The 25,393-nt window shown below is 47.3% G+C and carries 23 protein-coding genes; 9 read left to right on the top strand and 14 right to left on the bottom strand.

Features of this window, described 5'->3' with window-relative positions:
* Window positions 1-5: 5 nt before the first annotated feature.
* Genes BM082_RS01765 through yceD form a run of 4 tightly spaced genes read right to left on the bottom strand, consistent with a single transcriptional unit; the run spans window position 6 to window position 2,716 of the window.
* Window positions 6-968, bottom strand: a complete 963-nt coding sequence (locus tag BM082_RS01765) for a beta-ketoacyl-ACP synthase III (RefSeq protein ID WP_017010178.1) — start codon at window positions 966-968, stop codon at window positions 6-8.
* A 5-nt stretch (window positions 969-973) separates the two neighbouring features.
* A complete protein-coding gene (gene plsX / locus BM082_RS01760; protein WP_017013872.1) occupies window positions 974-1,999 on the bottom strand; it encodes a phosphate acyltransferase PlsX in 1,026 nt (341 codons plus the stop codon).
* A gap of 9 nt (window positions 2,000-2,008) precedes the next feature.
* Window positions 2,009-2,179, bottom strand: a complete 171-nt coding sequence (rpmF, locus tag BM082_RS01755; protein ID WP_016961383.1) for a 50S ribosomal protein L32 — start codon at window positions 2,177-2,179, stop codon at window positions 2,009-2,011.
* Between the two features lie 15 nt (window positions 2,180-2,194).
* A complete protein-coding gene (gene yceD / locus BM082_RS01750; RefSeq protein ID WP_017010180.1) occupies window positions 2,195-2,716 on the bottom strand; it encodes a 23S rRNA accumulation protein YceD in 522 nt (173 codons plus the stop codon).
* Between the two features lie 246 nt (window positions 2,717-2,962).
* On the opposite strand from yceD, the gene BM082_RS01745 reads away from it, so the two are divergent.
* Window positions 2,963-3,550, top strand: coding sequence for a Maf family protein (locus BM082_RS01745; RefSeq protein WP_017013873.1), 588 nt, complete (start codon window positions 2,963-2,965; stop codon window positions 3,548-3,550).
* Window positions 3,551-3,628: 78 nt separating this feature from the next.
* Here the strand turns inward: BM082_RS01745 and BM082_RS01740 are convergent, their stop codons facing one another.
* Both BM082_RS01740 and rluC read right to left on the bottom strand, forming a co-directional pair.
* A complete protein-coding gene (locus tag BM082_RS01740; protein ID WP_280138434.1) occupies window positions 3,629-4,258 on the bottom strand; it encodes an HAD family hydrolase in 630 nt (209 codons plus the stop codon).
* Window positions 4,259-4,275: 17 nt separating this feature from the next.
* On the bottom strand, window positions 4,276-5,220 hold the full coding sequence (rluC, locus tag BM082_RS01735; protein WP_074925017.1) for a 23S rRNA pseudouridine(955/2504/2580) synthase RluC: 945 nt from the start codon (window positions 5,218-5,220) through the stop codon (window positions 4,276-4,278).
* Window positions 5,221-5,745: 525 nt separating this feature from the next.
* Here rluC and rne point away from each other — a divergent pair.
* The gene (gene rne, locus BM082_RS01730) at window positions 5,746-8,859 is read left to right on the top strand and encodes a ribonuclease E (protein WP_074925015.1); all 3,114 of its coding nucleotides are present in this window, start codon (window positions 5,746-5,748) and stop codon (window positions 8,857-8,859) included.
* Between the two features lie 408 nt (window positions 8,860-9,267).
* Window positions 9,268-10,824, top strand: coding sequence for a SulP family inorganic anion transporter (locus tag BM082_RS01725; RefSeq protein ID WP_074925013.1), 1,557 nt, complete (start codon window positions 9,268-9,270; stop codon window positions 10,822-10,824).
* A gap of 76 nt (window positions 10,825-10,900) precedes the next feature.
* On the opposite strand, the gene BM082_RS01720 is transcribed toward BM082_RS01725, so the two are convergent.
* The 4 genes from BM082_RS01720 to BM082_RS01705 form a co-directional block, all read right to left on the bottom strand.
* Entirely contained in the window at window positions 10,901-11,524 is a 624-nt protein-coding gene (locus BM082_RS01720; protein ID WP_017013876.1) for a YajG family lipoprotein, read from the bottom strand.
* A 263-nt stretch (window positions 11,525-11,787) separates the two neighbouring features.
* Entirely contained in the window at window positions 11,788-12,312 is a 525-nt protein-coding gene (locus tag BM082_RS01715; protein WP_017013877.1) for a fasciclin domain-containing protein, read from the bottom strand.
* A gap of 112 nt (window positions 12,313-12,424) precedes the next feature.
* Window positions 12,425-13,114: a helix-turn-helix transcriptional regulator gene (locus BM082_RS01710; protein ID WP_017013878.1), complete on the bottom strand. Its 690-nt coding sequence runs from the start codon at window positions 13,112-13,114 to the stop codon at window positions 12,425-12,427.
* Between the two features lie 12 nt (window positions 13,115-13,126).
* The gene (locus BM082_RS01705) at window positions 13,127-13,453 is read right to left on the bottom strand and encodes a hypothetical protein (RefSeq protein WP_017009655.1); all 327 of its coding nucleotides are present in this window, start codon (window positions 13,451-13,453) and stop codon (window positions 13,127-13,129) included.
* A gap of 137 nt (window positions 13,454-13,590) precedes the next feature.
* Between BM082_RS01705 and miaE the strand changes: the two genes are divergently transcribed.
* Together miaE and BM082_RS01695 are read left to right on the top strand one after the other, a co-directional pair.
* Window positions 13,591-14,370 carry a tRNA isopentenyl-2-thiomethyl-A-37 hydroxylase MiaE gene (miaE, locus tag BM082_RS01700; protein ID WP_026024554.1) on the top strand — a complete coding sequence of 260 codons (780 nt, stop codon included), beginning with the start codon at window positions 13,591-13,593 and terminating at the stop codon, window positions 14,368-14,370.
* A gap of 245 nt (window positions 14,371-14,615) precedes the next feature.
* On the top strand, window positions 14,616-15,356 hold the full coding sequence (locus BM082_RS01695) for a sporulation protein (RefSeq protein ID WP_074925130.1): 741 nt from the start codon (window positions 14,616-14,618) through the stop codon (window positions 15,354-15,356).
* A 64-nt stretch (window positions 15,357-15,420) separates the two neighbouring features.
* Here the strand turns inward: BM082_RS01695 and BM082_RS01690 are convergent, their stop codons facing one another.
* On the bottom strand, window positions 15,421-16,221 hold the full coding sequence (locus tag BM082_RS01690; RefSeq protein ID WP_017013880.1) for an RluA family pseudouridine synthase: 801 nt from the start codon (window positions 16,219-16,221) through the stop codon (window positions 15,421-15,423).
* Between the two features lie 118 nt (window positions 16,222-16,339).
* Here BM082_RS01690 and BM082_RS01685 point away from each other — a divergent pair, with 118 nt between their 5' ends.
* Window positions 16,340-16,825: an acyl-CoA thioesterase gene (locus tag BM082_RS01685; RefSeq protein ID WP_017009659.1), complete on the top strand. Its 486-nt coding sequence runs from the start codon at window positions 16,340-16,342 to the stop codon at window positions 16,823-16,825.
* Window positions 16,826-17,311: 486 nt separating this feature from the next.
* Window positions 17,312-18,679: a calcium-binding protein gene (locus BM082_RS01680; RefSeq protein WP_074925010.1), complete on the top strand. Its 1,368-nt coding sequence runs from the start codon at window positions 17,312-17,314 to the stop codon at window positions 18,677-18,679.
* A 66-nt stretch (window positions 18,680-18,745) separates the two neighbouring features.
* Here the strand turns inward: BM082_RS01680 and BM082_RS01675 are convergent, their stop codons facing one another.
* The 3 genes from BM082_RS01675 to BM082_RS01665 form a co-directional block, all read right to left on the bottom strand.
* On the bottom strand, window positions 18,746-20,257 hold the full coding sequence (locus BM082_RS01675) for a CoA-acylating methylmalonate-semialdehyde dehydrogenase (RefSeq protein ID WP_017017375.1): 1,512 nt from the start codon (window positions 20,255-20,257) through the stop codon (window positions 18,746-18,748).
* 101 nt (window positions 20,258-20,358) lie between these two features.
* A complete protein-coding gene (iolE, locus tag BM082_RS01670) occupies window positions 20,359-21,249 on the bottom strand; it encodes a myo-inosose-2 dehydratase (RefSeq protein WP_017017376.1) in 891 nt (296 codons plus the stop codon).
* A gap of 52 nt (window positions 21,250-21,301) precedes the next feature.
* A complete protein-coding gene (locus BM082_RS01665) occupies window positions 21,302-23,239 on the bottom strand; it encodes a bifunctional 5-dehydro-2-deoxygluconokinase/5-dehydro-2-deoxyphosphogluconate aldolase (protein WP_026025198.1) in 1,938 nt (645 codons plus the stop codon).
* Window positions 23,240-23,474: 235 nt separating this feature from the next.
* Between BM082_RS01665 and BM082_RS01660 the strand changes: the two genes are divergently transcribed.
* Together BM082_RS01660 and BM082_RS01655 are read left to right on the top strand one after the other, a co-directional pair.
* Window positions 23,475-24,071 carry a TetR/AcrR family transcriptional regulator gene (locus BM082_RS01660; protein WP_074925008.1) on the top strand — a complete coding sequence of 199 codons (597 nt, stop codon included), beginning with the start codon at window positions 23,475-23,477 and terminating at the stop codon, window positions 24,069-24,071.
* Between the two features lie 184 nt (window positions 24,072-24,255).
* Window positions 24,256-25,290 (top strand): NADP-dependent oxidoreductase, encoded by a 1,035-nt coding sequence (locus BM082_RS01655; RefSeq protein ID WP_074925006.1) that lies wholly within the window; start codon window positions 24,256-24,258, stop codon window positions 25,288-25,290.
* Window positions 25,291-25,393 lie beyond the last annotated feature (103 nt).

The raw sequence follows: 25,393 nt of genomic DNA, 5'->3' as shown, positions 1-25,393 counted from the left end.
CCTTATTAAAACTTAATCAGCGCAGAGCCCCAGGCGAAACCACCGCCAAAAGCTTCAAGCAATATCGTTTGACCGCGTTGAATGCGTCCATCACGTACTGCTTCATCAAGTGCAGTCGGAACAGAAGCGGCAGACGTATTGCCATGTTTATCTAGCGTTAGGACAACCTGATCCATGGACATGGCCAGTTTTTTTGCCGTCGCTTTAATGATTCGATAGTTTGCTTGGTGTGGAACAAGCCAATCGATTTCAGACTTTTCCATTTGGTTGGCATCAAGCGTTTCAGAGACGATGTTAGCCAGTTGCGTAACAGCAACTTTAAAGACATCGTTGCCTGCCATTTCTAGCCAAGCATCTTCTTCAACTTGAGAACGCGAACCTCGCCCAGGGTGTTTCAAGTTCAGCAACTCGCCAAATTTACCATCAGCACGTAAGTGAGTAGAGATCACACCTGGCTCTTCGCTTGCACCGACAACAACGGCACCCGCACCATCACCAAACAAGATGACAGTTGAACGATCGGTCGGATCACACATGTGAGAAAGACGATCAGAACCAACAACCAAGGCGTTACGCGCCATGCCTGACTTCACATACTGATCAGCAACGCTCAGTGCGTAAACAAAACCAGAACATGCAGCAGCAATATCAAAGGCAGGGCAACCACTAATACCAAGCATGGCCTGGACTTCACATGCGGCAGCAGGGAATGCACTTTCACCGCTTGTGGTAGCAACAATAATGAGGTCAATGTCGTGCTTATCAATCGCTGCCATATCAATTGCTTGGACAGCAGCGTTGTAAGCCATTACTGCAACAGACTCGTTTTCCGATGCAATACGACGCTCTTTAATACCAGTTCGGGCAGTTATCCACTCATCACTGGTATCAACCATTTTTTCGAGATCCGCGTTAGTGCGGATTTGGGCAGGCAGAAAGCTGCCTGTACCTAGAATCTTACTGAACATGAAGACTAATAATGCCTCTCGAGTAGTACGGCTTCCAAACGGTCACATATTTTTTTAGGTAGTTGCCGTTCGACTTCGTGGACCGCTTCCCCGATAGCGTGTTGGAAAGCGGATATATCAGCACGTCCGTGGCTTTTCACTACAATGCCGCGCAATCCTAACAGACTTGCGCCATTGTACTGGTCGGGGTTCAGGTGATTGAGCGCAGTAAAAAGTTCGCCAAATAACCATTTAGCCACCAGTTTTTTAAATGGGCTCGTCAAAATATGCTGCTTCAAGCTATCTAAAAACAGCTTTGCGACCCCTTCACTGGTTTTCAGGCTGACGTTGCCGACAAATCCATCACAGACAACCACATCGGCCTTCCCTGTATAGAGCTGATTGCCCTCTACGTAACCAATGTAATTGACTGCAGAGCATTGCTGAAGCATTTCCGAGCAACGCTTTACTAAATCATTTCCTTTGATTTCTTCTTCACCGATATTCAGCAGGCCCACCGTAGGTTGATGACCTAATTGTTCTTCAGCAAGCACAGAGCCCATTACCGCAAACTGGAACAAGGTATCAGCATCCACCGAAACATTTGCACCAAGATCGAGTAACCAGCTTTGTTGAGAACCTAAGGTTGGGAGGGCTGAAACAAGCGCAGGCCTGTCTATGCCGGGGAGAAGTTTTAATAAGGAGCGAGAGAGTGCCATCAGTGCGCCCGTGTTACCGGCACTGACACAGGCATCAGCTTTGCCATCGGCGACAAGTTCCAATGCAATACGCATGGATGTGCCTTTACTCGAGCGAAGTGCTTGAGAAGGACGCGTGTCGTTGGCGATAGAAGATTCCGCATGAACAATTGAAATGCGGGAGGCATGTTCTTGACCCAGCGATACGAGCTGGCGGGTGATCTCAGCGTGATCACCGACGAGTACGACTTTTAACGAAGGGAAATGCAACAATGCCTGCACGGAGGCAGGCACTGTTACCTGGGGACCGAAGTCCCCACCCATCGCATCAAGTGCAATGGTTAGACCAGTCAAGGCTCAACCTTACTTGTTGATTACCTTGCGGCCACGGTAGAAACCGTCAGCAGTCACGTTGTGACGCAGGTGAGTTTCACCAGAAGTTGCATCTACAGACAATGCACTAGTAGTTAGCGCATCGTGTGAACGACGCATACCACGCATTGAACGTGATTTTTTGCTCTTTTGTACGGCCATGGACCCTACTCCTCGTTACTTTTGCTTTAAGTTTTTCAAAACGGCAAATGGATTCGGACGCTCATCAGCAAGCGGGATTTCCCCGAAAACCATACCATCAGAATCGATTTCGCAATCAGCTTCTTCGTGCATGGCAACCTGTGGCAAAGCCACAATCAACTCATCTTCGATAAGTTGAAGTAGGTTAATCTCACCATTTTCGTCGACTAATGCCGGCTCATAAGCATCTGGTAAATTGTCAACCTGATCTTCATTGAAAACCGGGCTGTAAATAAATTCGATATCACAATGATGTGGGTAGACTTTCCAACAACGTTGACACTCAAGATTGACGTCGACCTTCACGTTACCGCTTACGATCTTCAGTCCTTGTGCATCAATATCAAAAGAAAGTTTAACATCAGCATCACTGATCACACCTCCAGTTACCTCTGCAAGACGTTCAAGCTGCTTAACTGCGATGATGCCATCATAATCAAGTCGCTTTTGCGCACTTTTAAACGGGTCAACCGTTAGTGGTACTTTTACCTTTTGCATAGGGCGCGAATTCTAGCCTCCAAAGTATCCCGAGTCAAAGAAATTTAGCCTTTTACTTCTAACAGGTAGCGCATACACACTCTCCCAGAGAAGAAAAGGTTATTTTCTGTACTACAGGCACTTAGCGAATTTGAAACAGAATGGGCACGAATTGCCAACGGACATCCTATGCCCACTCGCCTCCGCAAGTGTAAAACATTACACTGACCTTCGTATACGAATATTCCGAGAAAGGATCATCGTTAGATGAATAAACAAACAGTCGTGCTAGGATCCGGCTCTAAATATCGCCAAATGGTGTTAGAAAAGCTGGGAATTTCCTTTCTAACGCATTCGCCTGATATTGATGAAACCCCTTACGAACAAGAAGATCCGAGCGATTTGGTGAAGCGTTTGTCTGAAAATAAGGCAAAAGCGTGCAGTATCGATCATCCGAACGCCTTGATCATAGGATCCGATCAAGTCTGCGTGATCGACGGAAAGATCCTCGGCAAACCTCATACTGAAGAGCGTGCTTTCGACCAACTCAGTGCGGCTTCAGGCAAACACGTCACTTTTTATACAGGTTTAAGCCTCTATAACAGTGCAACCGGAAAAGCTCAAACCGACGTTGAACCGTTTCACGTTCACTTTAGATCTCTCTCTGAGGTAGAAATTAGAAACTACGTGAAGCGCGAGCTACCGCTCGATTGCGCGGGTAGCTTCAAATGTGAAGGATTAGGCATCGCATTGTTTGAGAAGCTCGATGGTAGAGACCCAAACACTTTGATTGGTCTTCCATTGATTCGACTGCGTGAAATGTTAGAGCAAGAAGGTATCAACGTTCTAGGTTAACTAACCCCTTCTATCAGGCACGAAAAAAGAGCGAATCTTCGCTCTTTTTTCATTTTTACGTCTTGCTAACGCTTATGTCTATGGCAGTTTGAGTAATTCTGGCAGTGTATTGATAATCGCCACAGGATGGTATTCAGATAGCGTAGCAGCATCATGCACACCCCATGTAATACCAATCGCATCAATGCCCGCGTTGTTTGCTAACAACATGTCATGAGAGGTATCCCCTATCATGACAGCCTCTTCTTGATTGATACCGAGCTCTTCAAGCAACGCATGAATCATTAGAGGATCGGGCTTTGATAACGTCTCATCAGCCGTTCGTGTCGCGGCAAAGAAATGCTGACTGTCGGTTTCACCCATTGCCCTATCAAGGCCAATACGCGATTTCCCTGTCGCCACCCCTAAAACTTTGCCAGACGCATTTTTCAACGTGTCAAGTGTATCGGTAACCCCAGGATAAAACGCATGTGGTGTTGGGTTATCATCCCGAAACTGCTGACCATAATGCGCCTTCCACGTCTCAAACAGAGAGAAAGGTACATCTGGGTAAAGAAATACAAACCCCTTTTCTAAGCTCAAACCTATCATTTGCTTTAATTGCTCTGGCGACAGCGTTGGCAAACCACCCGTTAAACGGGCAGCTTCCTCTAAACACGACACAATGCGTGCCACCGAATCCATCACAGTGCCATCCCAATCAAAGATGACTAGCTTATATTGCTTTAACAGGTGCGTAGTCCTTCTAACGTTCGCTCGAGTTTCTTTTCCATCGGCGCGGAGATATCCATTAGCGCTTCTGTGCTCGGGTGCGTGAACTTAATGTTTGCGGCATGAAGGAACAATCGACCCAAGCCAAATTTCTTCGTATAAGCATCAAATCGTCGATCACCATACCTATCATCCCAAGCGATAGGATGACCTGAATATTGAGCATGGACACGAATCTGGTGTGTGCGCCCAGTGATTGGACTCGCTTGAACCAAGGTCGCTTCTTTAAATTGCTCCAACACTCTAAAGCGTGTTTCTGACGCTTTACCGTTCGGATTAACCCGCACAATGCTGTTCACTTCGTTCTTAAGTAAAGGTGCGGTCACTTTACGCATGCTTGGTTTCCAGTTCCCCATGACCAAAGCAAAGTAATACTTCTGTACCGTCTTCTCGCGAAATTGCGCTTGGAGATGACGAAGTGCCGAGCGTTTTTTGGCAATCAACAAAATGCCAGAAGTATCTCGGTCGATTCGATGAACCAATTCAAGAAAACGTGCATCTGGGCGTAATGCGCGCATGGCCTCAATCGCGCCAAAATGCAACCCACTGCCGCCATGAACGGCGGTTCCAGACGGTTTATTGAGAATAAGCATGTGATCGTCTTCATAAATCACACAATTTTCTAACTCTGCGACCCTATCAAGCTTGGTGTTAGGCGCTTCAACCTGCGCCGTCTCTGGGATCTTGATAGGGGGAAGACGAATAACATCCCCCTCTTGAAGCTTGTATTCCGGTTTTATACGTTTTTTGTTAACTCGCACCTCTCCTTTGCGAAGAACGCGATAAATCATACTTTTAGGGACGTTTTTAAGCCTATTTCGGAGAAAATTATCGATCCGCTGGCCTGCAATGTCATCGGAGATGTCGATGAATTGCACTTTAGGTTTTTCTGTATTCATAGGGCATAGATTCTACATTGCATCAAAGTAATTTGCCGCAAAAAAGTGTCCCTGCTATAGTTGCGCCGTACTGTAGAAAAGTTTGTAGCTTTTTTACACACTACGGCGAAATTGCCGTCAAACAGAGTAAACATAATCCGCTTTAACCAAGACACATTGACCATTCACGGCACTATTTCTTAGTAGTTTCGATTCCGATGAGAGTTCAACGCGTTTTAATCATGCAGCATTTGGCGTAAGACATGAGGATTAAGGCACCCGTTAGTTTGTTGGCACGACGGGAAAAATAACCAGTGTCAAAGAGACTGTCGCCATTTGTGGTGGAAAACCGACTGAGTAAACCGGAGAGACTTCTTTATTTCCGTGTCAGTGGGTAAATAAGTAGTGCCCTAGAGCGTCCCTGATTCCCCAGCCGTGAGGTTGCATTAATGTCAGACTTGGGACCTGGCAGCATTGCGTTTTTTGTCTCGTATCCGACAACTAATAACAACGACAAATAATCGAGAAAAATTTGATATGAAAAGAATGTTGATCAACGCAACTCAAAAAGAAGAGTTGCGCGTCGCATTGGTTGACGGTCAGCGCTTGTACGATCTAGATATCGAAAGCCCAGGCCATGAATCGAAGAAAGCAAATATTTATAAAGGCAAAATCACCCGTATTGAACCAAGTCTAGAAGCAGCTTTCGTTGACTACGGTTCAGAACGTCACGGTTTCCTTCCTCTTAAAGAAATTGCCCGCGAATACTTCCCAGATAATTACAGCTACCAAGGCCGTCCAAACATCAAAGAGGTGTTGAAAGAAGGCCAAGAGGTGATTGTTCAGGTAGATAAAGAAGAACGTGGTAACAAAGGCGCAGCCCTAACCACTTTCATCTCCCTTGCGGGTAGTTACCTTGTTCTTATGCCTAACAACCCACGTGCTGGCGGTATTTCTCGTCGCATCGAAGGTGAAGAGCGTAGCCAACTTAAAGAAGCAATGTCAGGCCTTAAACTGCCACAAGGCATGGGTCTTATTGTTCGCACCGCAGGCGTCGGCAAATCAGCTGAAGAACTTGAATGGGATTTGAACTATCTGTTGAACAACTGGGAACGTATCCTAGGTGCTGCAGATTCTCAAAATGCTCCTTTCCTTATCTACCAAGAAAGTGACGTTATTGCCCGTGCATTCCGTGACTACCTGCGCCGTGACATCGGTGAAGTATTGATTGATAGCGAAACAGTATTCAATCAGGCTCGTGAGCGTATTCAGGCGACCCGCCCTGACTTCCTGCAGCGCGTTAAGCGCTACGAAGGTGAAGTGCCTCTATTCAGCCATTACCAAATCGAAAGCCAGATTGAATCTGCATTCCAGCGTGAAGTCCGTCTGCCATCTGGTGGTTCAATTGTTATCGACCCTACAGAAGCATTGACCTCTATTGATATCAACTCAGCCCGCGCAACAAAAGGCTCTGATATCGAAGAAACCGCACTTCAAACGAACCTAGAAGCGGCTGACGAAATTGCACGTCAATTACGTCTTCGCGACCTGGGTGGCTTGGTTGTTATCGATTTTATCGATATGACCCCTGTTCGCCACCAACGCGAAGTTGAAAACCGCCTTCGTGAAGCAGTTCGTATGGACCGCGCCCGCGTTCAAATCGGCCGTATTTCACGTTTCGGTCTGCTAGAAATGTCTCGCCAACGCCTAAGCCCGTCTTTGGCAGAAGCGAGCCACCATATTTGTCCTCGTTGTACGGGTACAGGTGTGATTCGTGATAACGAATCCCTGTCGCTGTCTATTCTTCGATTGATCGAAGAAGAAGCATTGAAAGAGAACACATCGCAAGTCATGGCTATCGTGCCAGTGCCTGTGGCCTCTTACCTGCTTAACGAAAAACGCCGCTCTGTTCAGCATGTAGAGAAATACCACAACGTTCGCGTTGTTATCGTGCCAAACGCAGACATGGAAACACCACACTTTGAAGTGTTGCGTGTACGTGGCGGTGATGAAAACAGTACGCTTTCTTACCACTTGCCTAAGCAACTAGAAGCAATACGCGAAGCAGAAGCAAAAGATGACGCCCCTGCTGAACGTGTCGAGAAGAAACGTGAAGAGCCTGCACTTCAAGGTTTCTCTGCGCCAGCTTCACCAGCACCATCTGCGAAGCCTGCACCAACCAAAGAAGCTGAAACACAACCGGGCTTGTTCTCGCGTTTGGTTAGCTTCATTTCTGGTCTGTTTGCATCAGAGCCTGAGCAAGAGCAGAAAGAAGAACCGAAACAAGAAAACCGTAATCGTCGTGATCAGAAACGTTCGCAAGACCGCAATCGTCGTGGTTCACGCAACAATCAACGCGATGAAAACGGCAAGCAAGAGCGCAACGAGAAACGTCCACAACGTCGTAAAGACCGTCCAGAAACGGCGGATCGTAAAGAACAGCGTAATGAACGTAACGAGCGCAACGGCAACGCAGAACGTCAAGAAAAACCTGCGAAGAAGCAAAACCGTAAGCCTGTTGATAAAGCAGAGAAAACGGAACAGCGCCAACAGCAGAAAGTCGCTAAACCTGTAAAAGAAGAAGCGCCAGTAGTTGCAGTTGAGAAGCAGGAAAAAGCGGAGAAGACGGAAAAAATCAAGCAACGCCGTCAACGCCGTAAACTAGACAAGAAAATTCGCGTAGGCGACACGTCTGTTGAGCAAGAGAATGTGGCTGAAAACCCTCTTCAAGAGATGGGCAAAGCAGTTGCTGCCGAAGCAAAACAAGTTGATGTGAACGAAACTGTGGCTGCGCAAGATGGCGAGCAAACTGAGCAACGTGATGAGAAACGTCGTAACCGTCGCTCACCTCGTCACCTACGTGCCAGTGGTCAACGTCGTCGTCGCAACTACCGCGAAGACAACGACACTGAATCGACAGAACAAGGTCTTGACCAGCTAGACATGATGGAAACTGCAGTTTCTTTTGTAGAGAAGCGCAGCAAGGTTGTTCTGAAGTCTGGTGTGGCTTCTCCAGAAATGGCAATGGGTAAAGTATGGCCGTCGAAAGCCGCACAGAAAGCACCTGTTGTTGTAGAAGAAGTCATCGCTGATGTGGCACAAGAAACCCCCGTTGCTGAAAAAACAGTTGAAGCAAAACCAGCCCTAAGCGGTGTTGCTTTCCCTGAAATGGCAATGGGTAAAGTATTCCCTCGTCCTGCAACGCCTACGATTTTGGAAGAAAAAGCCAAATTTGAAGGTGCAGACGCACTGAGCGAAGAACTTCCACTAACAGTGAATGCCGTATCGGAAGAACCTGCCGCTCAACAAGCGCCAGAAACCGTTGTTGCAAAAGCCGAGGTTCAAGAGACTGTGGCTCAAGAAGCAGTGGTTGAATCAGCGCCAGTTCAGAACGAAGAAAAAGCAGACATCAAAGAAGTGATTGAAGCGAGTGAAATCTCAGCGGTTGAAGCAGAAAAACCTGCAGAAGCGCCAGTGATTCGTTGTCGTGTTGCAACGTCTCCAATGACGAAAGCACCCGCTCCAGCTCAAGAAGTGTCTTCTGCGCCAATCCAAGTCGCAATTGCAGAGTTCCGTGCCGAGCGTCTTCAAACCAAACAAGCAGGTAGTGACACGGCAACTAGCCGCGCCGCAGCACCCGCGACCAAGCCTAACTTCTAAGTTAAGGCTAGGGTAAAAAAGAGCCATGCATGTCATGGCTCTTTTTTTATTTATACCCAAACAAACTCTGGGTGAACAAGTAACTTGAGGTTGTTTGGGTATAAGCATTTAATGTAATCGTTACGTTGTCCCCGAACACGACTACCCTAATGCTATACACGTATTTCACGCTGTCGCTTCAACATGTCAAACACTGATATCTTTATCATTAAGATTCACAATTACGTTACGAACATTGAACAAAATCACACTATTAGGTAGTATCCGCAAGCATTTAACAGTTGAGACAGCTGTTTATAGAAAGAACGTTTAATTGCTAGCTATGTGATTACAAGGACGATCGTTTTGCTACCGCTAGCGATGTTGTGTGATTCCCCTTAACCCATCTAAAGACAAGTAATTTACATAATGTTTGAATTTCCTAAATTTCCCCAGCACTCAGTGAAAAACGACGTACTGTCAGGGTTGACAGTAGCGCTCGCACTTGTGCCTGAAGCCGTTGCATTCGCCTTTGTTGCAGGTGTAGACCCTATGGTTGGTCTCTACGCTGCGTTCATCATGGGCCTATTGACCTCTATTCTTGGCGGTCGCCCAGGCATGATTTCAGGCGCAACAGGTGCAATGGCCGTTGTTATGGTCAGCTTGGTTGCTCAGCATGGCATCGAATACCTTTTTGCTGCCGTGATGCTCGCGGGCCTCTTCCAAGTATCTGCCGGTATTTTCAAGCTCGGAAAATTCATCCGCATGGTGCCTCACCCTGTGATGATTGGTTTCGTTAATGGCTTGGCTATCGTCATTTTCCTTGCACAGTTAGGCCAATTCAAAGCGCCAGATGCAGCAGGAAATCTAGATTGGCTTCAAGGCAGCCAAATGATATTGATGCTTGGCCTTGTGGCTATCACCATGGCAATCATTCACTTCCTGCCAAAACTAACCACATCAGTACCTTCTTCACTGGTTGCTATCGTGTCTGTTACGGCTGCCGTCGTGCTGCTTGATCTCGATACACGCACAGTGGTGGACTTCCTACGCTCAATGAGTGGCGACGAGAACGCAACGCTTGCAGGCTCACTGCCAACCTTCGCCGTGCCAATGGTGCCGTTTAGCCTAGAAACGATTTACATCATTTTGCCTTACGCGCTTATTCTCGCTGCAGTTGGTTTGATTGAGTCGCTACTTACGCTCACCGTCATTGATGAGATGACAGGCACCCGTGGTCACGGTAACCGTGAGTGTGTGGGTCAAGGCGTTGCGAACGTAACATGTTCAGTGTTCGGTGCAATGGGCGGTTGTGCGATGATTGGTCAATCAATGATCAACGTAAATTCAGGTGGTCGTGGCCGCCTATCGGGCATCGTTGCCGCACTTGCACTGCTTTGCTTCATCTTGTTCACCTCTTCACTGATTGAAATGATCCCACTGGCAGCGCTTGTTGGTGTGATGTTCATGGTTGTTATCGGTACCTTTGAATGGGCAACCTTCAAGCTGGCACGCCGTGTACCTAAGAAAGATTTCTTTGTCATCGTGTTAGTCACCGTTGTTACCGTAATGACTGACCTTGCAATTGCCGTGATTGTTGGTGTGATTGTTTCTGCGTTGATGTTTGCATGGGAACACGCAAAACACATTTACGCGACAAGCCACATCAATGAAGAAGGCTCAAAAATCTATGAAGTGAATGGCCCACTTTTCTTCGGTTCAGTGGCTAACTTCCTTGAACTATTCGACGCACAGAATGACCCAAGCGACGTTATCGTAGATTTTGGTAAGTCACGTGTTGCTGACCATTCCGCGATTGAAGCGATTGATACCTTGGCAGACCGATACAACAAATCCGGTAAGACTCTGCATCTTCGCCATTTGTCGCCAGACTGTCAGGCGCTACTGACAAAAGCAGGTAGCTTGGTTGAAATCAACCACATTGAAGATCCAAACTACAAAGTGGCAGACGACCTGTTAGGCTAACGCTTAGTCAGCGTCACTCACAGTTTGATAATAAAAAAGCGAGCTACTAGCTCGCTTTTTATTATCAAAGTTTCAACTAGTTAAGTAACGCCTGACGAACACTCTCATCTTGAAATACTTTCTCAAATCGCGCTTTGTAGATCAGTTGCATTTCGTTTACGATGGCGTCATCAAAATCAGGGATGTCATCTTCACCTACAAATCGTTTTGCAAGTTTCTTATTACCCAACTCATCGACGATAACAACGTCCATGTCATACCACGAGTTATCACTGAAAGAATGGTAATCATATTTCCATTCTTTCAACACAATCAAAATCCCCTTGTTTCCAGACTCAATACTCTTTGCATAAATTTCTTTATTTGATGTATTCATATCAGTAGAGATTACATTGACTTCGATGCCTTTATTTTTGAAGCCTGCTTCTAGGCGCTTAGCTATATAATCGGCCATTGGCTCTTTTGTCGCTGTATTTTGGCTATAGGGAATACCCAGCGCAGATCGAGTCAACCCTTCAAAACTACTCGCTTTATCTCCATCCAAAACATATGGACGAGCGTCACGTACTGCAATGTTAAATGCCTCTGCTGAAACATAACTAATATCAGGAGCAGTCTCTTCGGGAGACAAAACTCGCACACAGCCAGATAGCGACACCGCCCCCAGTACAGCAATAACAACCAACCATTTCCCAAACATAAGTCATCTCTTTTTTGTCATAAAAATTAAACGAATAGATAAATGTATTAACATTGATTTTCGCTAAAACACTCAACTTAGCAAACTCATGAATGCACAAACAATAAGTTATTGATGACGAATATATGGACAATTGAGATATATTGGCAAATCGATGAAACGAAGAGCATCAGTTGCAAATTACCTGTATGGTTTCACGAAAAAAAGCGAACTCAAAGGTCCGCTTGAATCGAGATGGGTGGGAATAATCGTAGCAAACTTGTCTAAGGAATAATCACGCTATCAATCACGTGAATAACGCCGTTTGATGCTTCGATATCTGTCGCGACCACATTGGCGTTATCGACTTTCACGCCGTTCGTGGTGTCGATTGAAATAACACTGCCTTGCGCTGTCGTAGCCTCTGTCAGACCTACCACGTCTTTTGCCATCACTTTCCCTGGCACAACGTGATACGTGAGAATAGCAACAAGCTGGTCTTTGTTTTCTGGCTGCAATAGGCTTTCAACTGTGCCTGCTGGTAGCTTTGCAAATGCTTCATTGGTGGGTGCAAAAACCGTAAAAGGCCCCTTCCCTTGAAGCGTTTCAACAAGGCCAGCCGCTTTCACTGCAGCGACTAGCGTACTGAAATCTGGGTTTCCTGCTGCTATTTCGACGATATTTTGTTTTGGTTTTTCGTGCATTGACTCGTGATGTTTAGCTTGTGCGCTGCAAGCAGAAACTGCAAATACAACGAACACAGAAAGTAGTGCTGATTTTAGAGACGATACGACCTTCGTAGAAATCATATGATTTCTCCTATTCCATATATTAAAGGTTGAGAGCGTTTGCTCGATTTAGCTGATCAGCGAACAGTCATTACGGAGTGATTTTTGAAATGGTTTACCTTACGCAATAAAGTTATTTCTCACAGCCGTAGCTTGCGGCTAAATAATGCTGAAAAGATTTCTCGTTGTGTGTAGTAAACGTATCCGCTAACGAATCAACTCGCAGGATGCGATCGATGCGAAAACTTCGGTAGTCATTCCTCAGTTCACACCACGCCACTAAGGTCCAAACCTTTCCCCAATAGACTTGCCCAAGCGGTTGTACCACCCTATCAGACACAATGCCTTCACCCGTTTCGTAATGAATTTGGATTTTATTAAACTGCGCCGTTGCCTCCCGCAATAATTCATTGCGATCAGCATTTTCACTGCCGACATGAAATGTTGGCACTTCAATGGGGAACGCCCCTATTTGGGCACGAAGATGATCCGGTAAGATGGAATGGATTTTTCTTGATGCAGAATGAGAAGCCGCAGCCAGTTGCCTGTCGGACCATGCTCTCACCATGCGCATACCGAGCTCCATGGCGAGCATTTCTTCTTCGGTGAACATGAGTGGGGGCAGATGAGAACCTTTGCCTAATCGATACCCAACCCCTGCCTCGCCTTCAATGGGCACACCTGAAAGCTGCAGAGATTGGACATCACGGTAAATCGTGCGTTCGCTGACGCCTAGCTCTTCTGCCATCGTCATGGCTGTCACCGCGTAACGCTTAGAACGCAACAGGGTTAACAGCTCAAACAAACGCTCCGATTTACTCATTTAACTTCCTTGCTAAGCTGACTCTACACACTCACCCATGGCACTCATTTTGACGGACTCATGCGCCATAACAAGTGTAGCGCCATCAATATGTGACACCATTTTTTGCGCACCAGCATCTTGCATGAAGCTGTTTGATGCCGCCTGCGCATTGGCGAGGTTGGTCCAATACACAATGTCTGTCCATTCTTGTGTTTCTTCATTCAAACTCAATGAACGGTAAACAAACCCTTCGCAACTACTGATGTAAGGCAATGTACCCTCTGCCGCAGCAAGGAATGTTTGAACGTCCGTGCCTTCTTTCAATTTAAAGCGCACCGTTTCAACGATGTTATCCATGGTGTTTTCTCCTTTCATGTGGGGTTGAAAGAAGCTTACTGCCAGCTACTGACAGAACATGTCAGGAGAGTTTCTCTCAACTCTCGCTGCTTGTATAATAGATGCCCTCAACACCATAAAAAAGAACAGAAATGTCGATGCAACTTAGCCAAGAATTAGAACAACTCTTAGAGCCTGTTCGTGGATTTCTCCACTGCGAAACGCCACAGGCATGGATAGATGAAGCCATTAAACCAGAGAATGAAACCATCCTGCTGCGTGATCACGCGAACTGCGAGCTGAAAGCTGCGCAAACCGCAATGTGGTTAATTCGCAAATACGGCATCGACAAAAACAGTGGTTCATTGCTTTTAGAGTGGGCAAAACCTTACGAAGATTTCGTGTACCAACGTCAACGAGATGGTGTTTTTCACGCGAAGAAAAATGGTTTGAGCGCACCATTAACGCCCAAAGCCGGGTTTGAGCACAGCCAAGATCTTATCGATAAAATGGTTCGCTTGATTAAAGAAGAGTTCCATCATTTTGAGCAAGTTATCGAGATCATGGAAAAGCGTGACATGCCCTACTCGCCTCTGCATGCAGGCCGCTATGCGAAAGGAATGATGTCAGCCGTGCGAACGCATGAACCTGCCACATTGATCGATAAACTGATTGTCGGTGCTTACATTGAAGCGCGTTCTTGCGAGCGCTTTGCAAAAATAGCCCCCTATCTTGATGCGGAGCTGCAGAAGTTCTATATCTCACTGCTACGTTCAGAGGCACGCCACTATCAGGACTACTTGACCTTAGCCGCCGCTATCGCGGGCGGAGACATTCAAGATCGCATCAAACTGATCGGCGAAAAAGAAGCAATGCTGATCCAAACACCGGATGACATGTTCCGTTTCCACAGCGGGTCACCGCTGCAAGCCGCGTAAATTGTTCACGACCCTCAGCAAGTTTATGGGTCGTTGACAGCACAACATCGCCTTCAATGTTCAATCTCGCTATCCAACACTGCATCTAAGTCAACATAAAGTGACGCTCATTTCCTTCGTGAGTTATTGCTTATCAACGAATTGGGAATGCAGGGAATTAACATTATTGTCGCTTGTCTACATTGGCAGGTTTATGTAAATAAGAGATGAGCAAAGAGAATTGCCACAAAGAAAAAGGGACAAGCATGTTTAAAAAATTGAAAGCATCATTAGGTATTGGTGCAGCTAAAGTCGACACCGTTTTAGACAACGAATCTGTCTACCAAGGCGCAATGCTAACCGGCACCATTCACATTAAGGGTGGCGACATTGAGCAACAAGTCGATGCCATTTCACTCAAACTGTGCACCGAAGTAAAAGTGGAATCTGACGACAGCGTGAGTTATCAGAATTTCATTTTGGGTTCGATGCAAGCCGTTGACCCTTTCGTGATCCAGCCGGGTGAAGAAAGATCGATTTCTTTCGACATGCCATTACATGACGAAACGCCTATCACCGCAGTATCAGCTAACTACAACCAATCAAAAGTGTGGGTAGAAACGTCGCTGGACATTGATTTCGCTATCGACCCAACGGACAGAGATTACCTAGAAATTCGCCCTCTGCCTGCAGTACAACAAGTGATCAGCCTGCTTGAAAGCGAAGGCTACCGCATGGTGAAAGCAGACGTTGAGCAAGGTCAATTGAACGGCAACGGTTTTTCCTCACGTTCTGGCTGTTACCAAGAGTTAGAGTTTCAAAACAGCGGATTCTTCAGTAAAAAGGAAATCGAGCTTTCCTTCATTCTGGACGGCGACCGCATTCATTGCCTCGCAGAAATCGATCGCGCAATGGGACGCGGTGATATGTACCGTTCTTTCACCATTTCTCGCAATGCATCAGATGCGGAAGTGCAGCAAGCACTATCATCGACGCTGGGTGCATAACACCTTAAACATCATCATCGCCAAGCCTGCTTAGCAGGCTTTTCTTTTTCCTAAAACTTTATTTTTAAAATGGGCACTCACTCTGACCGTGCACTTTTTCTCCCGTCATGGGATGCACAAAGAACAAATCACTTGCATGTAACTGTAATCGGGAGGCCAAGCGCTCACTGGTATCGCTGCTGTACAAATCACACCCTAAAATAGGATGCCCCATCGACAAACTGTGTATGCGCAGTTGATGCGTTCGCCCTGTCACTGGCGTGTATTTGACGAGTGTGCGTTGTGGGTTGGGATAGCGCGTAATAACCGCATAATCGCTCACCGAGCGCTTGCCTGTGTCGGCACATAATTTCACGCGCGGGAACAGGGTTTTGTCTTTTGCAATGGCAGCCGTTATCTGGCCGTGATCCTCAGATACCCAACCTTCCAACATCGCCATGTATTGCTTCTGAACGGCTCTGTCTTGGAATTGTTTATTCAGGTGCTTTGCAGACTCGGCATGCAATGCCACAACCATGATGCCAGAGGTGCCGAAATCTAAGCGGTGAGGAAGTTTTGCATCGGGAAAGGCGCGCGTTCGTCCTTCTTGCCCATGAACCAAGCGATAATGCACCGAATCCCAATTCAGCGGGTTTTTACCGGAAAGGCTAAACAGCCCACTGGGTTTGTCGATCAATAAGATGTCATCATCTTGATACAGCAGCGAGATGAAACCCTCGCAAGCAGGTGCAACAAAATCATCAACAATGGTGTGGTTCTGCGAATCAGTAGCGGACATAGTGCGTCTTAGAATGTGTCCAAGCACGCCAAAACATGGCGAGCTGGATTGAAGAATGAAAACGTCGTCATCATACAGCATATTCATAAACAGCCTTAACTATCTCTTGAATCCCTTTTAAGTGACAGTAACGCTGACTATCCCCTACTTGTCTCCCTCATTCTTTGTTATAACTAAAGTAATTCATGCAGTAAGGATTACAACAATGAGTGCACAACAAAGGGACATAACATTACGCTTTCTGGCAGAGCCCAGTGACGTGAATTTTGGCGGAAAGGTGCACGGTGGTGCCGCCATGAAATGGATTGACCTTGCAGCCTATGCCTGCGCCGCGGGATGGAGTGGCAAGTACTGTATTACCGCCTATGCAGGCGGCATTCGTTTTGTTGCACCGATTCATGTCGGCAACCTTGTCGAAGTCAGCGCAAAGGTGATTTATACCGGTAATTCCTCCATGCACATTGCCATTGATGTGCAAGCCAGCGATCCAAAGGAACTCAAAAACAGGCTCACCACGCACTGTATCGTCATCATGGTCGCGGTTGATGAAGTGGGGAAACCCACATCCATTCCCAAGTGGACGCCAGAAACCGATGAAGATAAAGAATTGGAACAGTCTGCCATTCGCTTAATGAACATGCGTAAACAAATCGGCGAAGAAATGGAAGCGCATGTGAAGCTATTTAAGTAGACACACTGTAACGCTACTAAACAGGCCGCATTCGCGGCCTTTTCTACCCAACATCAAATCCTGCCCCATCCCATCCAACGCTTACTCTCAATATTGATTAAAGAAAGCAAACAACGTACGCCTCATATTTAAATGAAAAAACCGTTGGGAAAAATCAACAATACATGCTATTTGGCAAAAAATTCATACTCACTAATCAAAAGCAATCAAAAAGGATGGGTTAACTTTTCATGCTTATTCCTCATAGTGAAAAGAATATACTAACCTTCTGATTTTAAATTATAAATAAATCGATAAACCTTTAATTCAGGAAATGCTCAAATAAAAGGCATGCTTCTTAGTTAGATTATTTACTCAGTTAAAACCTTAATTCTCACTAATGAGAAAAGGGTGGATTGGCATTCTTTTCATATTATCGAAAATGACGTGGCACTTTAAAAAAATAACAATATTTTCTCATCCTCAAAAATATACAAGGTAAAGAACATGTCGAACATCATTAACGGTACGGAAAACGACGACAAAATCATCGGCACACCAGGTGTTGATTTCATTTATGGGAACGGCGGCAACGATTACATTCAGGGCGACGGCGACACTGATTTTATCTACGGTGGCGATGGTGACGATACGGTAATCGGCGGTGACGGCACTGATGAAGTCCACGGCGATGCAGGCAACGATTGGGTTCGTGGTGGCTTCCTCAATGATAACCTTTACGGCGATGCGGGAGACGACCTTGTCGAAGGTGGTTTGGGCGATGATTACGTTTCTGGCGGTACTGGCCATGATCGTCTCTTTGGCAACGAAGGGAACGACAAAATCTATGGCGGTGATGGCGACGATAAAGCACAAGGCAACGATGGTAACGACTTCTTATCTGGCGGTCGCGGTAATGATGTTCTTTTCGGCCACACTGGCAACGATGAAATCAACGGCGATGAAGGTAACGATGTTCTGTGGGGCAATGAAGGTGAAGACTTTATTCGCGGTGGTGCAGGCGAAGATTCACTTTGGGGTGGCTCAGAAGCAGACCAACTCTACGGCGGTGCTGATAACGACAGCCTTCAAGGTGAAGACGGCGCAGATAAACTCGGCGGCGGTCTAGGTGATGACAATCTGTTTGGTGGTAACGGCGGCGACCAACTGTTCGGTGATGAAGGCAACGACATGTTAAACGGCGGCGGTGGTAATGATTACCTTGTTGGCGGTGACGGTCATGACACCATGTTTGGTGAAGGCAACAACGACAGAATGCTAGGTGGTGAAGGCAACGACACCATGTATGGCGGTAACAACCTTGATTACCTTCATGGTGGCACAGGTAACGATGAACTGCATGGCGGTAACAATAACGACGAACTGCGTGGTTCAGAGGGCGATGACACCCTGTACGGCGATGCCGGCGACGATTTCCTCAACGGCGGTAAAGGTAATGATTTTCTTGATGGTGGTTTCCACAACGATATCCTAGAAGGTCACTTAGGCAACGATACCCTCAAAGGTGGCACCGCACACGACAAACTCTATGGCGGCGGTAATGACGATCACCTGTACGGTGAAAACGGCGACGATTACTTGGTCGGCGGTAACGGCAACGATTACATGGTTGGTGGATTCGGTGCGGATACCTTCTTCTTTGAGTATCGCGATGGCAACAACACCATTGCGGACTTCTCTAAAGGCCAAGGTGACACGCTTCAGATTGACAGTTCACTGCTGACATCGTTCAAACAAGTTGGCGTGACGCAATCTGGCAGCGACACTATTTTAGACTTCGGTAACAAAACAACCGTTACCCTTGAAGACTTTAATGCCAACAAAGTATCTAGCGACATGTTTGATTTCGTCTAATTTCCGAATGAAATTATACAGTTAAAAAAGGCCGCATCAGCGGCCTTTTTATCATTCAAATAATACTTATCCCATGGTGGGCATGGTGAAGTGACTGTCGTGCTTTTCCAAACGAACACTCGCTGGCCATCGCGTGGTGACGGTTTTCATTCGGGTATAGAAACGTACGCCGTCGTTGCCGTGTACATTCAATGGCCCAAAGATTGAACGCTTCCAACCGCCGAAACTATGGAATGCCATTGGGACAGGAATTGGCACATTCACACCCACCATACCTGCCAACACATCTTCACTGAACTGGCGCGCGGTTTCTCCGTCTCGTGTGAAGATCGCTGAACCGTTCCCATATTCATGACCATTGATGAGTTCGAGCGCTGTTTGGTAATCAGGCACACGAACCACAGACAACACGGGACCAAAGATCTCTTCTTGATAGATACTCATGTCAGGTGTGACATCATCAAACAAAGTTGGGCCAACGTAGAAGCCGTCGTCATGTCCTTCAACCTGGCAGTTTCGACCATCCACCACCAGCTTGGCACCCTGCGCTTCACCAGCATTGATATAACCCAAAATTTTATCTTTATGTTGTGCGGAGATCACGGGGCCCATGTCGTTTTCAGGACCATCCACAATGCCCGGACCGACACGCATGTTAGCAATGCTGTCAGACAGAGAGCCGACCAAGGTATCTGCCGTTTCATCGCCCACAGCAACCACGACAGACAATGCCATGCAGCGTTCACCCGCAGCGCCAAACCCAGCCCCCATGATGGCGCTAGAGGCCATGTCCATGTCAGCATCCGGCATTAAGATACAATGGTTTTTCGCACCTCCCAGCGCTTGGCAGCGTTTGCCGTGCGCAGACGCCGTGGCATAGATGTATTCAGCAATCGGCGTTGAACCCACAAAGCTAACAGCTTGAACACGAGGATCGGTCAGCAACACATCTACCGCTTCTTTGTCGCCATTCACAACATTAAACACGCCGTCAGGTAAGCCTGCTTCTTTCAAAAGCGCTCCCAGCACCAAACCCAATGAGGGATCTTTCTCAGACGGTTTCAACACAAAGGTGTTTCCCGTTGCAATGGCAATCGGAAACATCCACATAGGCACCATAGCGGGAAAGTTAAACGGCGTGATCCCTGCGCAAACACCTAACGGCTGCATCAAGGAATGGCTATCAACGCCGGAGCCAACGTTCGCTGAGCTCTCCCCTTTTTGCAGGTGAGGAATGCCACAGGCAAATTCCACCACTTCTAAACCACGGGTCAACTCGCCTACGGCATCTGAATACACTTTACCGTGTTCATTACTGATCAAACGCGCCAGCGTATCTTGATGCTTTTCAAGCAGAGCCTTGAATTTAAACATGACGCGTGCACGACGAAGTGACGGTGTTTTCGCCCAAGCAGGAAAAGCAGCTTGTGCTGCTGCAATCGCCTGTTCCGTTTCTTGGGCGCTACTCAGTGCGACTTGTTTGGTTTGCTCGCCTGTCGCGGGGTTAAACACCGCACCAAAGCGGGTTGTCTGACTTTCGGCAATGCTGCCATTGATATAATTATGAGCCGTTTCCATGTCTTGGGTCTCCCTGTATTGAGCCTCATGCTGGGTCATTTAACTTTCATTTTTCTTTATCAGCACTGCCTCTTTTAACCCGCAGTGCAGAACTGATTTGTCTAGAGCAATCCAGCCTCTCTTGCGTAAGCTTCAAGATTTTTATGCCCTTTCTTCGCATACGTCAGCGGATGAGCGATGGCAGGATCTTGCTCTGCTTCCACCACCAGCCAACCTTCATATTCGTTGTCTTTCAACACCTGCATCACCCCCGAATAATCAATGCACCCATCGCCAGGTACAGTGAAGACACCATTGAGAACTGCATCCAAAAAGCTGAGTCGGCGATTGTGAGCATCATCGAGAATGGATTGTCGAATGTCCTTGCAATGCACGTGATTGATGCGCGCAGCATGACGTTTCGCAACAGCAACCGGATCTCCCCCGGCAAAATGAAGATGGCCCGTATCCAGCAACAAACCCACTTCTTCGCCCGTCACATCCATTAATCTGTCAATATCTGCTTCGCTTTCAATCACTGTGCCCATGTGATGGTGATAAGCAATTTGAACACCCTGTGATTGGGTGTACTTTGCAAACTCGGTCAGTTTTTCGCCGTATTCTTGCCAACGATTCTCGGGGAAACGAGGCCGACGCTCAACGGGCATATTGAGGTTGCCATGCACACATCCTGTCACTTCTGCAAACACCATGACAGTTGCGCCCAGCGTTTTAAGCAAATGAAGGTGAGATTGCACCGCGTCGATTTCCTGCTCAACGGATCGGCTGAGTAGCTCTCCTGAATACCAGCCGGATACCAACGCCAATTCATGCTTACGCAGAATGGGACCAAGTCTTTCCGGCGTTCTTGGGAATTTGTTGCCCAATTCGAACCCCGTGAATCCTGCTAATTTTCCTTCCGCTAAACATACATCAAGGGGCGTTTCTGCCCCCAGAGAGGGAAGATCATCATTCGTCCATGTCAGTGGGTTGATGCCTAATTGAACTGCCATGTCTGTTTCCTCATCTCTGCGATTGCCGATCTGCCGTAATAAAAAGTAACCATTAACGCTGACGCCATGTATCAATCAAATCAATGTAGTTTCGTTTCACGGCATTCACGAACTGCTCTCCCGTTAACTCCCCACGCATCCATTGTCGGCTCGGTTCGCCAAAGATAGTGCGTCCCACAGCGAAACCTCGAACAGTACGAGACTGCGATGCCGCAGAGAAACCCGCTTTAAGCTGTTCTGCTGGTTGGTCTAACCCCAACAGCACAACACCACGGCAATGCGAATCACGTTGCTCAATCAAGGTATCGACGTCTTTCCAACCTTTCGCAGTGAGTGGCGGCAACTTCCACCAATCGGGTTTAATGCCAAGGTTATAAAGGCGCTCCATCACGCGTTGATACATGGCATCTGCATCGTGGGCTGAGCCGACGGGCGCATCTTTAGGAAGAATGATTTCAATCAGCAATTCATTGGTGCTTTCACAGCAAGCGTTGTACACCTCTTTCAAGGTTTCTTCCTGATCAAGTTGAAGCTCACGCTCATCATCAGGATGGTAAAACATTAAACATTTCACCACTTGCTCGCGTGGCCAGTTCGCCAATTGCGTGCCGATATTGCCATTTTCGAGGCGAAGTGGACGCGACCCAGGCAGCTCGATAGGTCGACCAACCCAATAGCGCTCTGCCACGGAATCGCCATACCCTGTCGCGTCATTCAGCACATCCATACCAAAGGTAGAATCACACAAAATACCCGCTTTACCGGTCAGCCCACTTTCTGCCGTGACTTCTTGTACTGCCTGCCAAATGAGTGATTTCAAATGCGGTATGTGTGCCACATCAATCCCGGCACTGAGCGCCATTTCGACAAACTGCGAACGGTGATCAAACGCCAATACACACAGTTCTGGCCATGCTTTTTCACGGGTAGTCACACGGTGAAGATGGTTCAACATCGCATCACGATCAGGACGTGGCACTTCATGCTCACGCAGCAGGTAGTTATCAAGCTCTTCTTTGGTCGGCATCGCAGGAGAACAACCGTGGCGAGATACGACCAGGGCGCCACATGCATTGGCATAGCGGCAGCTTTGCTCCCACGATTCGTCGTTCAGATATCCGCGCAGCAAACCGGACATAAAGGCGTCACCCGCCCCCAGCACATTAAGCACTTCGACACGCACACCTTTCACCGTGATGCCATCATCCAGTTGAGTGCCAATTTCGTGTGTAAATACGCTGCAACCCAATGGGCCACGTTTACACACCAAGGTGGCATCCGTGAATTCGCGCACTTTTTTCAACGCACCGATGGAATCTTCAGTACCGCCAGCGATGTGAAACTCTTCTTCTGTGCCGACAATCAGGTCGAACAAGCCCAGCACTTCCTGCAACTGGTTGGTGACATCATCAGATGCAATGAACCGAGTTTCACCGTCACCCAATGAGGTTAAGCCCCAAAGCACAGGACGAAAATCCACATCCAATGCGGTGCGTACACCATGTTTACGCGCGTAGTTAAGGGCGGTGATCACGGCTTGTCGTGAGCTTGGATTTGAAAGGTGTGTGCCTGTGATCGCCAAGCATTTTGCTGATGCGATGTATTCTTCGCTGATGTCTTCGGGCGTGATCGCTTGGTCAGCGCAGTTTTCGCGAAAGAAAATCAGCGGGAAAGTATCTTTGTCTTTGATGCCGAGTAACACCAATGCCGTCAGACGCTCTTTGTCTGTGATGATATGGCTGGTATCTACGCCAACACGTTCTAACTCTTCACGAACAAAACGCCCCATGTGCTCATCACCCACACGAGCAAGCATGCCGGATTTGAGACCTTGTCGCGCCGTTCCATGGGCCACATTGCCAGACGAACCGCCTAAATATTTAGCAAAGGTTCGCATATCCTCAAGCCTTGAACCGACTTGCTCTCCATAGAGATCGACCGCTACGCGCCCAAGGCAGATAACATCCAGTGTTCTTTCCCGCGTCGTCATGTAAGACTCCTGTCCGACTGTGTTGGTGTGAAGAAGGGGTGAAATGAAACGTTTCGAAACACAGAAAACAACAGCGAAACGTTTATTTCATTTAATAGTAAGATCTAAACGTTTATCACGCAACCAATGAAACAAACATTTCATTGACGAAATAGACAAAGATGTGATCACAAGGCAAATAACAGACAAATCCTTTGACTAGACGACTGGTCTAATTGATCTTAAGATACTCGACATGAATACAGACACACACCCTACTCGCCAACACATTTTAGATGTGGGCTACCAATTGATCGTTGAGAAAGGCTTTACCAGTGTAGGCCTGTCTCAATTGCTCGCGCATGCCAGTGTGCCGAAAGGCTCGTTTTATCATTACTTCAAATCCAAAGAGCAGTTTGGTGAAGCATTGATCAACGAGTATTTCGCCAATTACCGACAGCGCCTCGATGCGCTGTTCAGTGACCCAAGCCTCAGTGGCTATGAAAAGCTCATGCAGTATTGGCGTAAATGGATTGAAGTAAACGATGGCACGTGCAGTAACCAGCGATGCTTAGTCGTTAAACTCAGCGGTGAAGTGTCAGATCTTTCTGATGCCATGCGCTTATCTTTACTCGACGGTGCAAGCCGCATCATTGCACTGATTGCTCGGTGCATAGAAGAAGGCATGGAGGACGGCTCCATTCAGGTCAAAGACAGCCATGCTGCCGCCAATCAGCTTTACTATTTGTGGATTGGTGCAAGCCTTATGAGCAAACTCAGCCAAAATACCGATGGCATGTCACAAGCATTGCTTTCAACTGAACAATTATTGAAAGGCAACACAGCCTTTTAAACTGACGTCACCCCAAACAACCTAAAGATGCTCACTGGATCCGGCATCTTCACCTTGTTTGGGTATAACTGAGTGATTCATTCACTCTAAAAGCCGCCATGTCATGTGGCGGACTTTTTTTAACCCAACACTAGACGACCGGTCTAATGGCCGTTCACTACCATAAGAAAAAGGATATTGCTTTATGTCAGCACCGTCAGAAAACGCACGCATCGTACTTGCCTCACGCCCATTGGGCGCGCCTGTTGCCGACAACTTTCGCTTAGAACATGTCGGTATCCCAACCATTGGCCAAGGCGAGGTGCTACTGAAAACCATCTACCTCTCTCTTGACCCTTACATGCGTGGCCGCATGAGTGATGCAAAATCTTATGCAGAACCTACGAAAATTGATGATGTCATGGTGGGTGCGACCGTGTGTCAGGTAGAAGACTCTCAACATCCCGAGTTTGAAAAAGGCGAATGGGTATTATCATTTTCAGGTTGGCAATCCTATGCCGTGTCTGACGGCGAAGGGCTTCTAAAACTGGGGCAATCACCGTCTCACCCTTCGTTTGCGCTGGGCATCATGGGCATGCCCGGTTTCACGGCGTACATGGGCTTACTGGATATCGGCCAACCTAAAGAGGGAGAGACCCTTGTCGTCGCTGCAGCCACAGGCCCAGTAGGTGCAACTGTGGGTCAAATCGGCAAATTGAAAGGTTGTAACGTGGTCGGTATTGCCGGCGGCGAAGAGAAATGTCGTTATGCCGTTGAAACATTGGGTTTCGACGTGTGTATAGACCACAAGGCTTATGATTTCGCGGAACAGTTGGCAGCAGCCTGCGATAAAGGCATCGACGTTTACTATGAAAACGTCGGCGGAAAGGTCTTTGATGCTGTGCTTCCATTGCTGAATACCAGCGCGCGTATTCCTGTGTGCGGCATGATCTCTCAGTACAACGCAACTGAACTGCCTGCAGGGCCAGACCGCATGGGCATGTTGATGGCGACCTTGTTGGTCAAACGTATCAAGATGCAGGGCTTCATTATCTTTGATGATTATGCACCCCGCTATAATGAATTCGCTACGGACATGTCACAGTGGTTGGCACAAGAAAAGATGCAATACAAAGAACAAATGATTGATGGGCTAGAAAATGCGCCTGACGCCTTTATGGGTCTATTAGAAGGCAAGAACTTCGGCAAGTTAGTGATTAAAGTGGCTGACGCCAACTAACTGACTAAGCTCGCCCAGATTCAAGCCGTATAAAGAGAAAGGACGAAACGAGTGTTTCGTCCTTTTTGTTTTCATCTTGCGATGAGTGTTAGCACTAGATGCT

It is taken from the genome of Enterovibrio norvegicus DSM 15893 (assembly GCF_900115495.1).
GTDB classification, from domain to species: domain Bacteria; phylum Pseudomonadota; class Gammaproteobacteria; order Enterobacterales; family Vibrionaceae; genus Enterovibrio; species Enterovibrio norvegicus.
The sequence above is the reverse complement of the archived record's forward strand: the minus strand, read 5'-3'. Positions and strand labels throughout refer to the sequence as shown.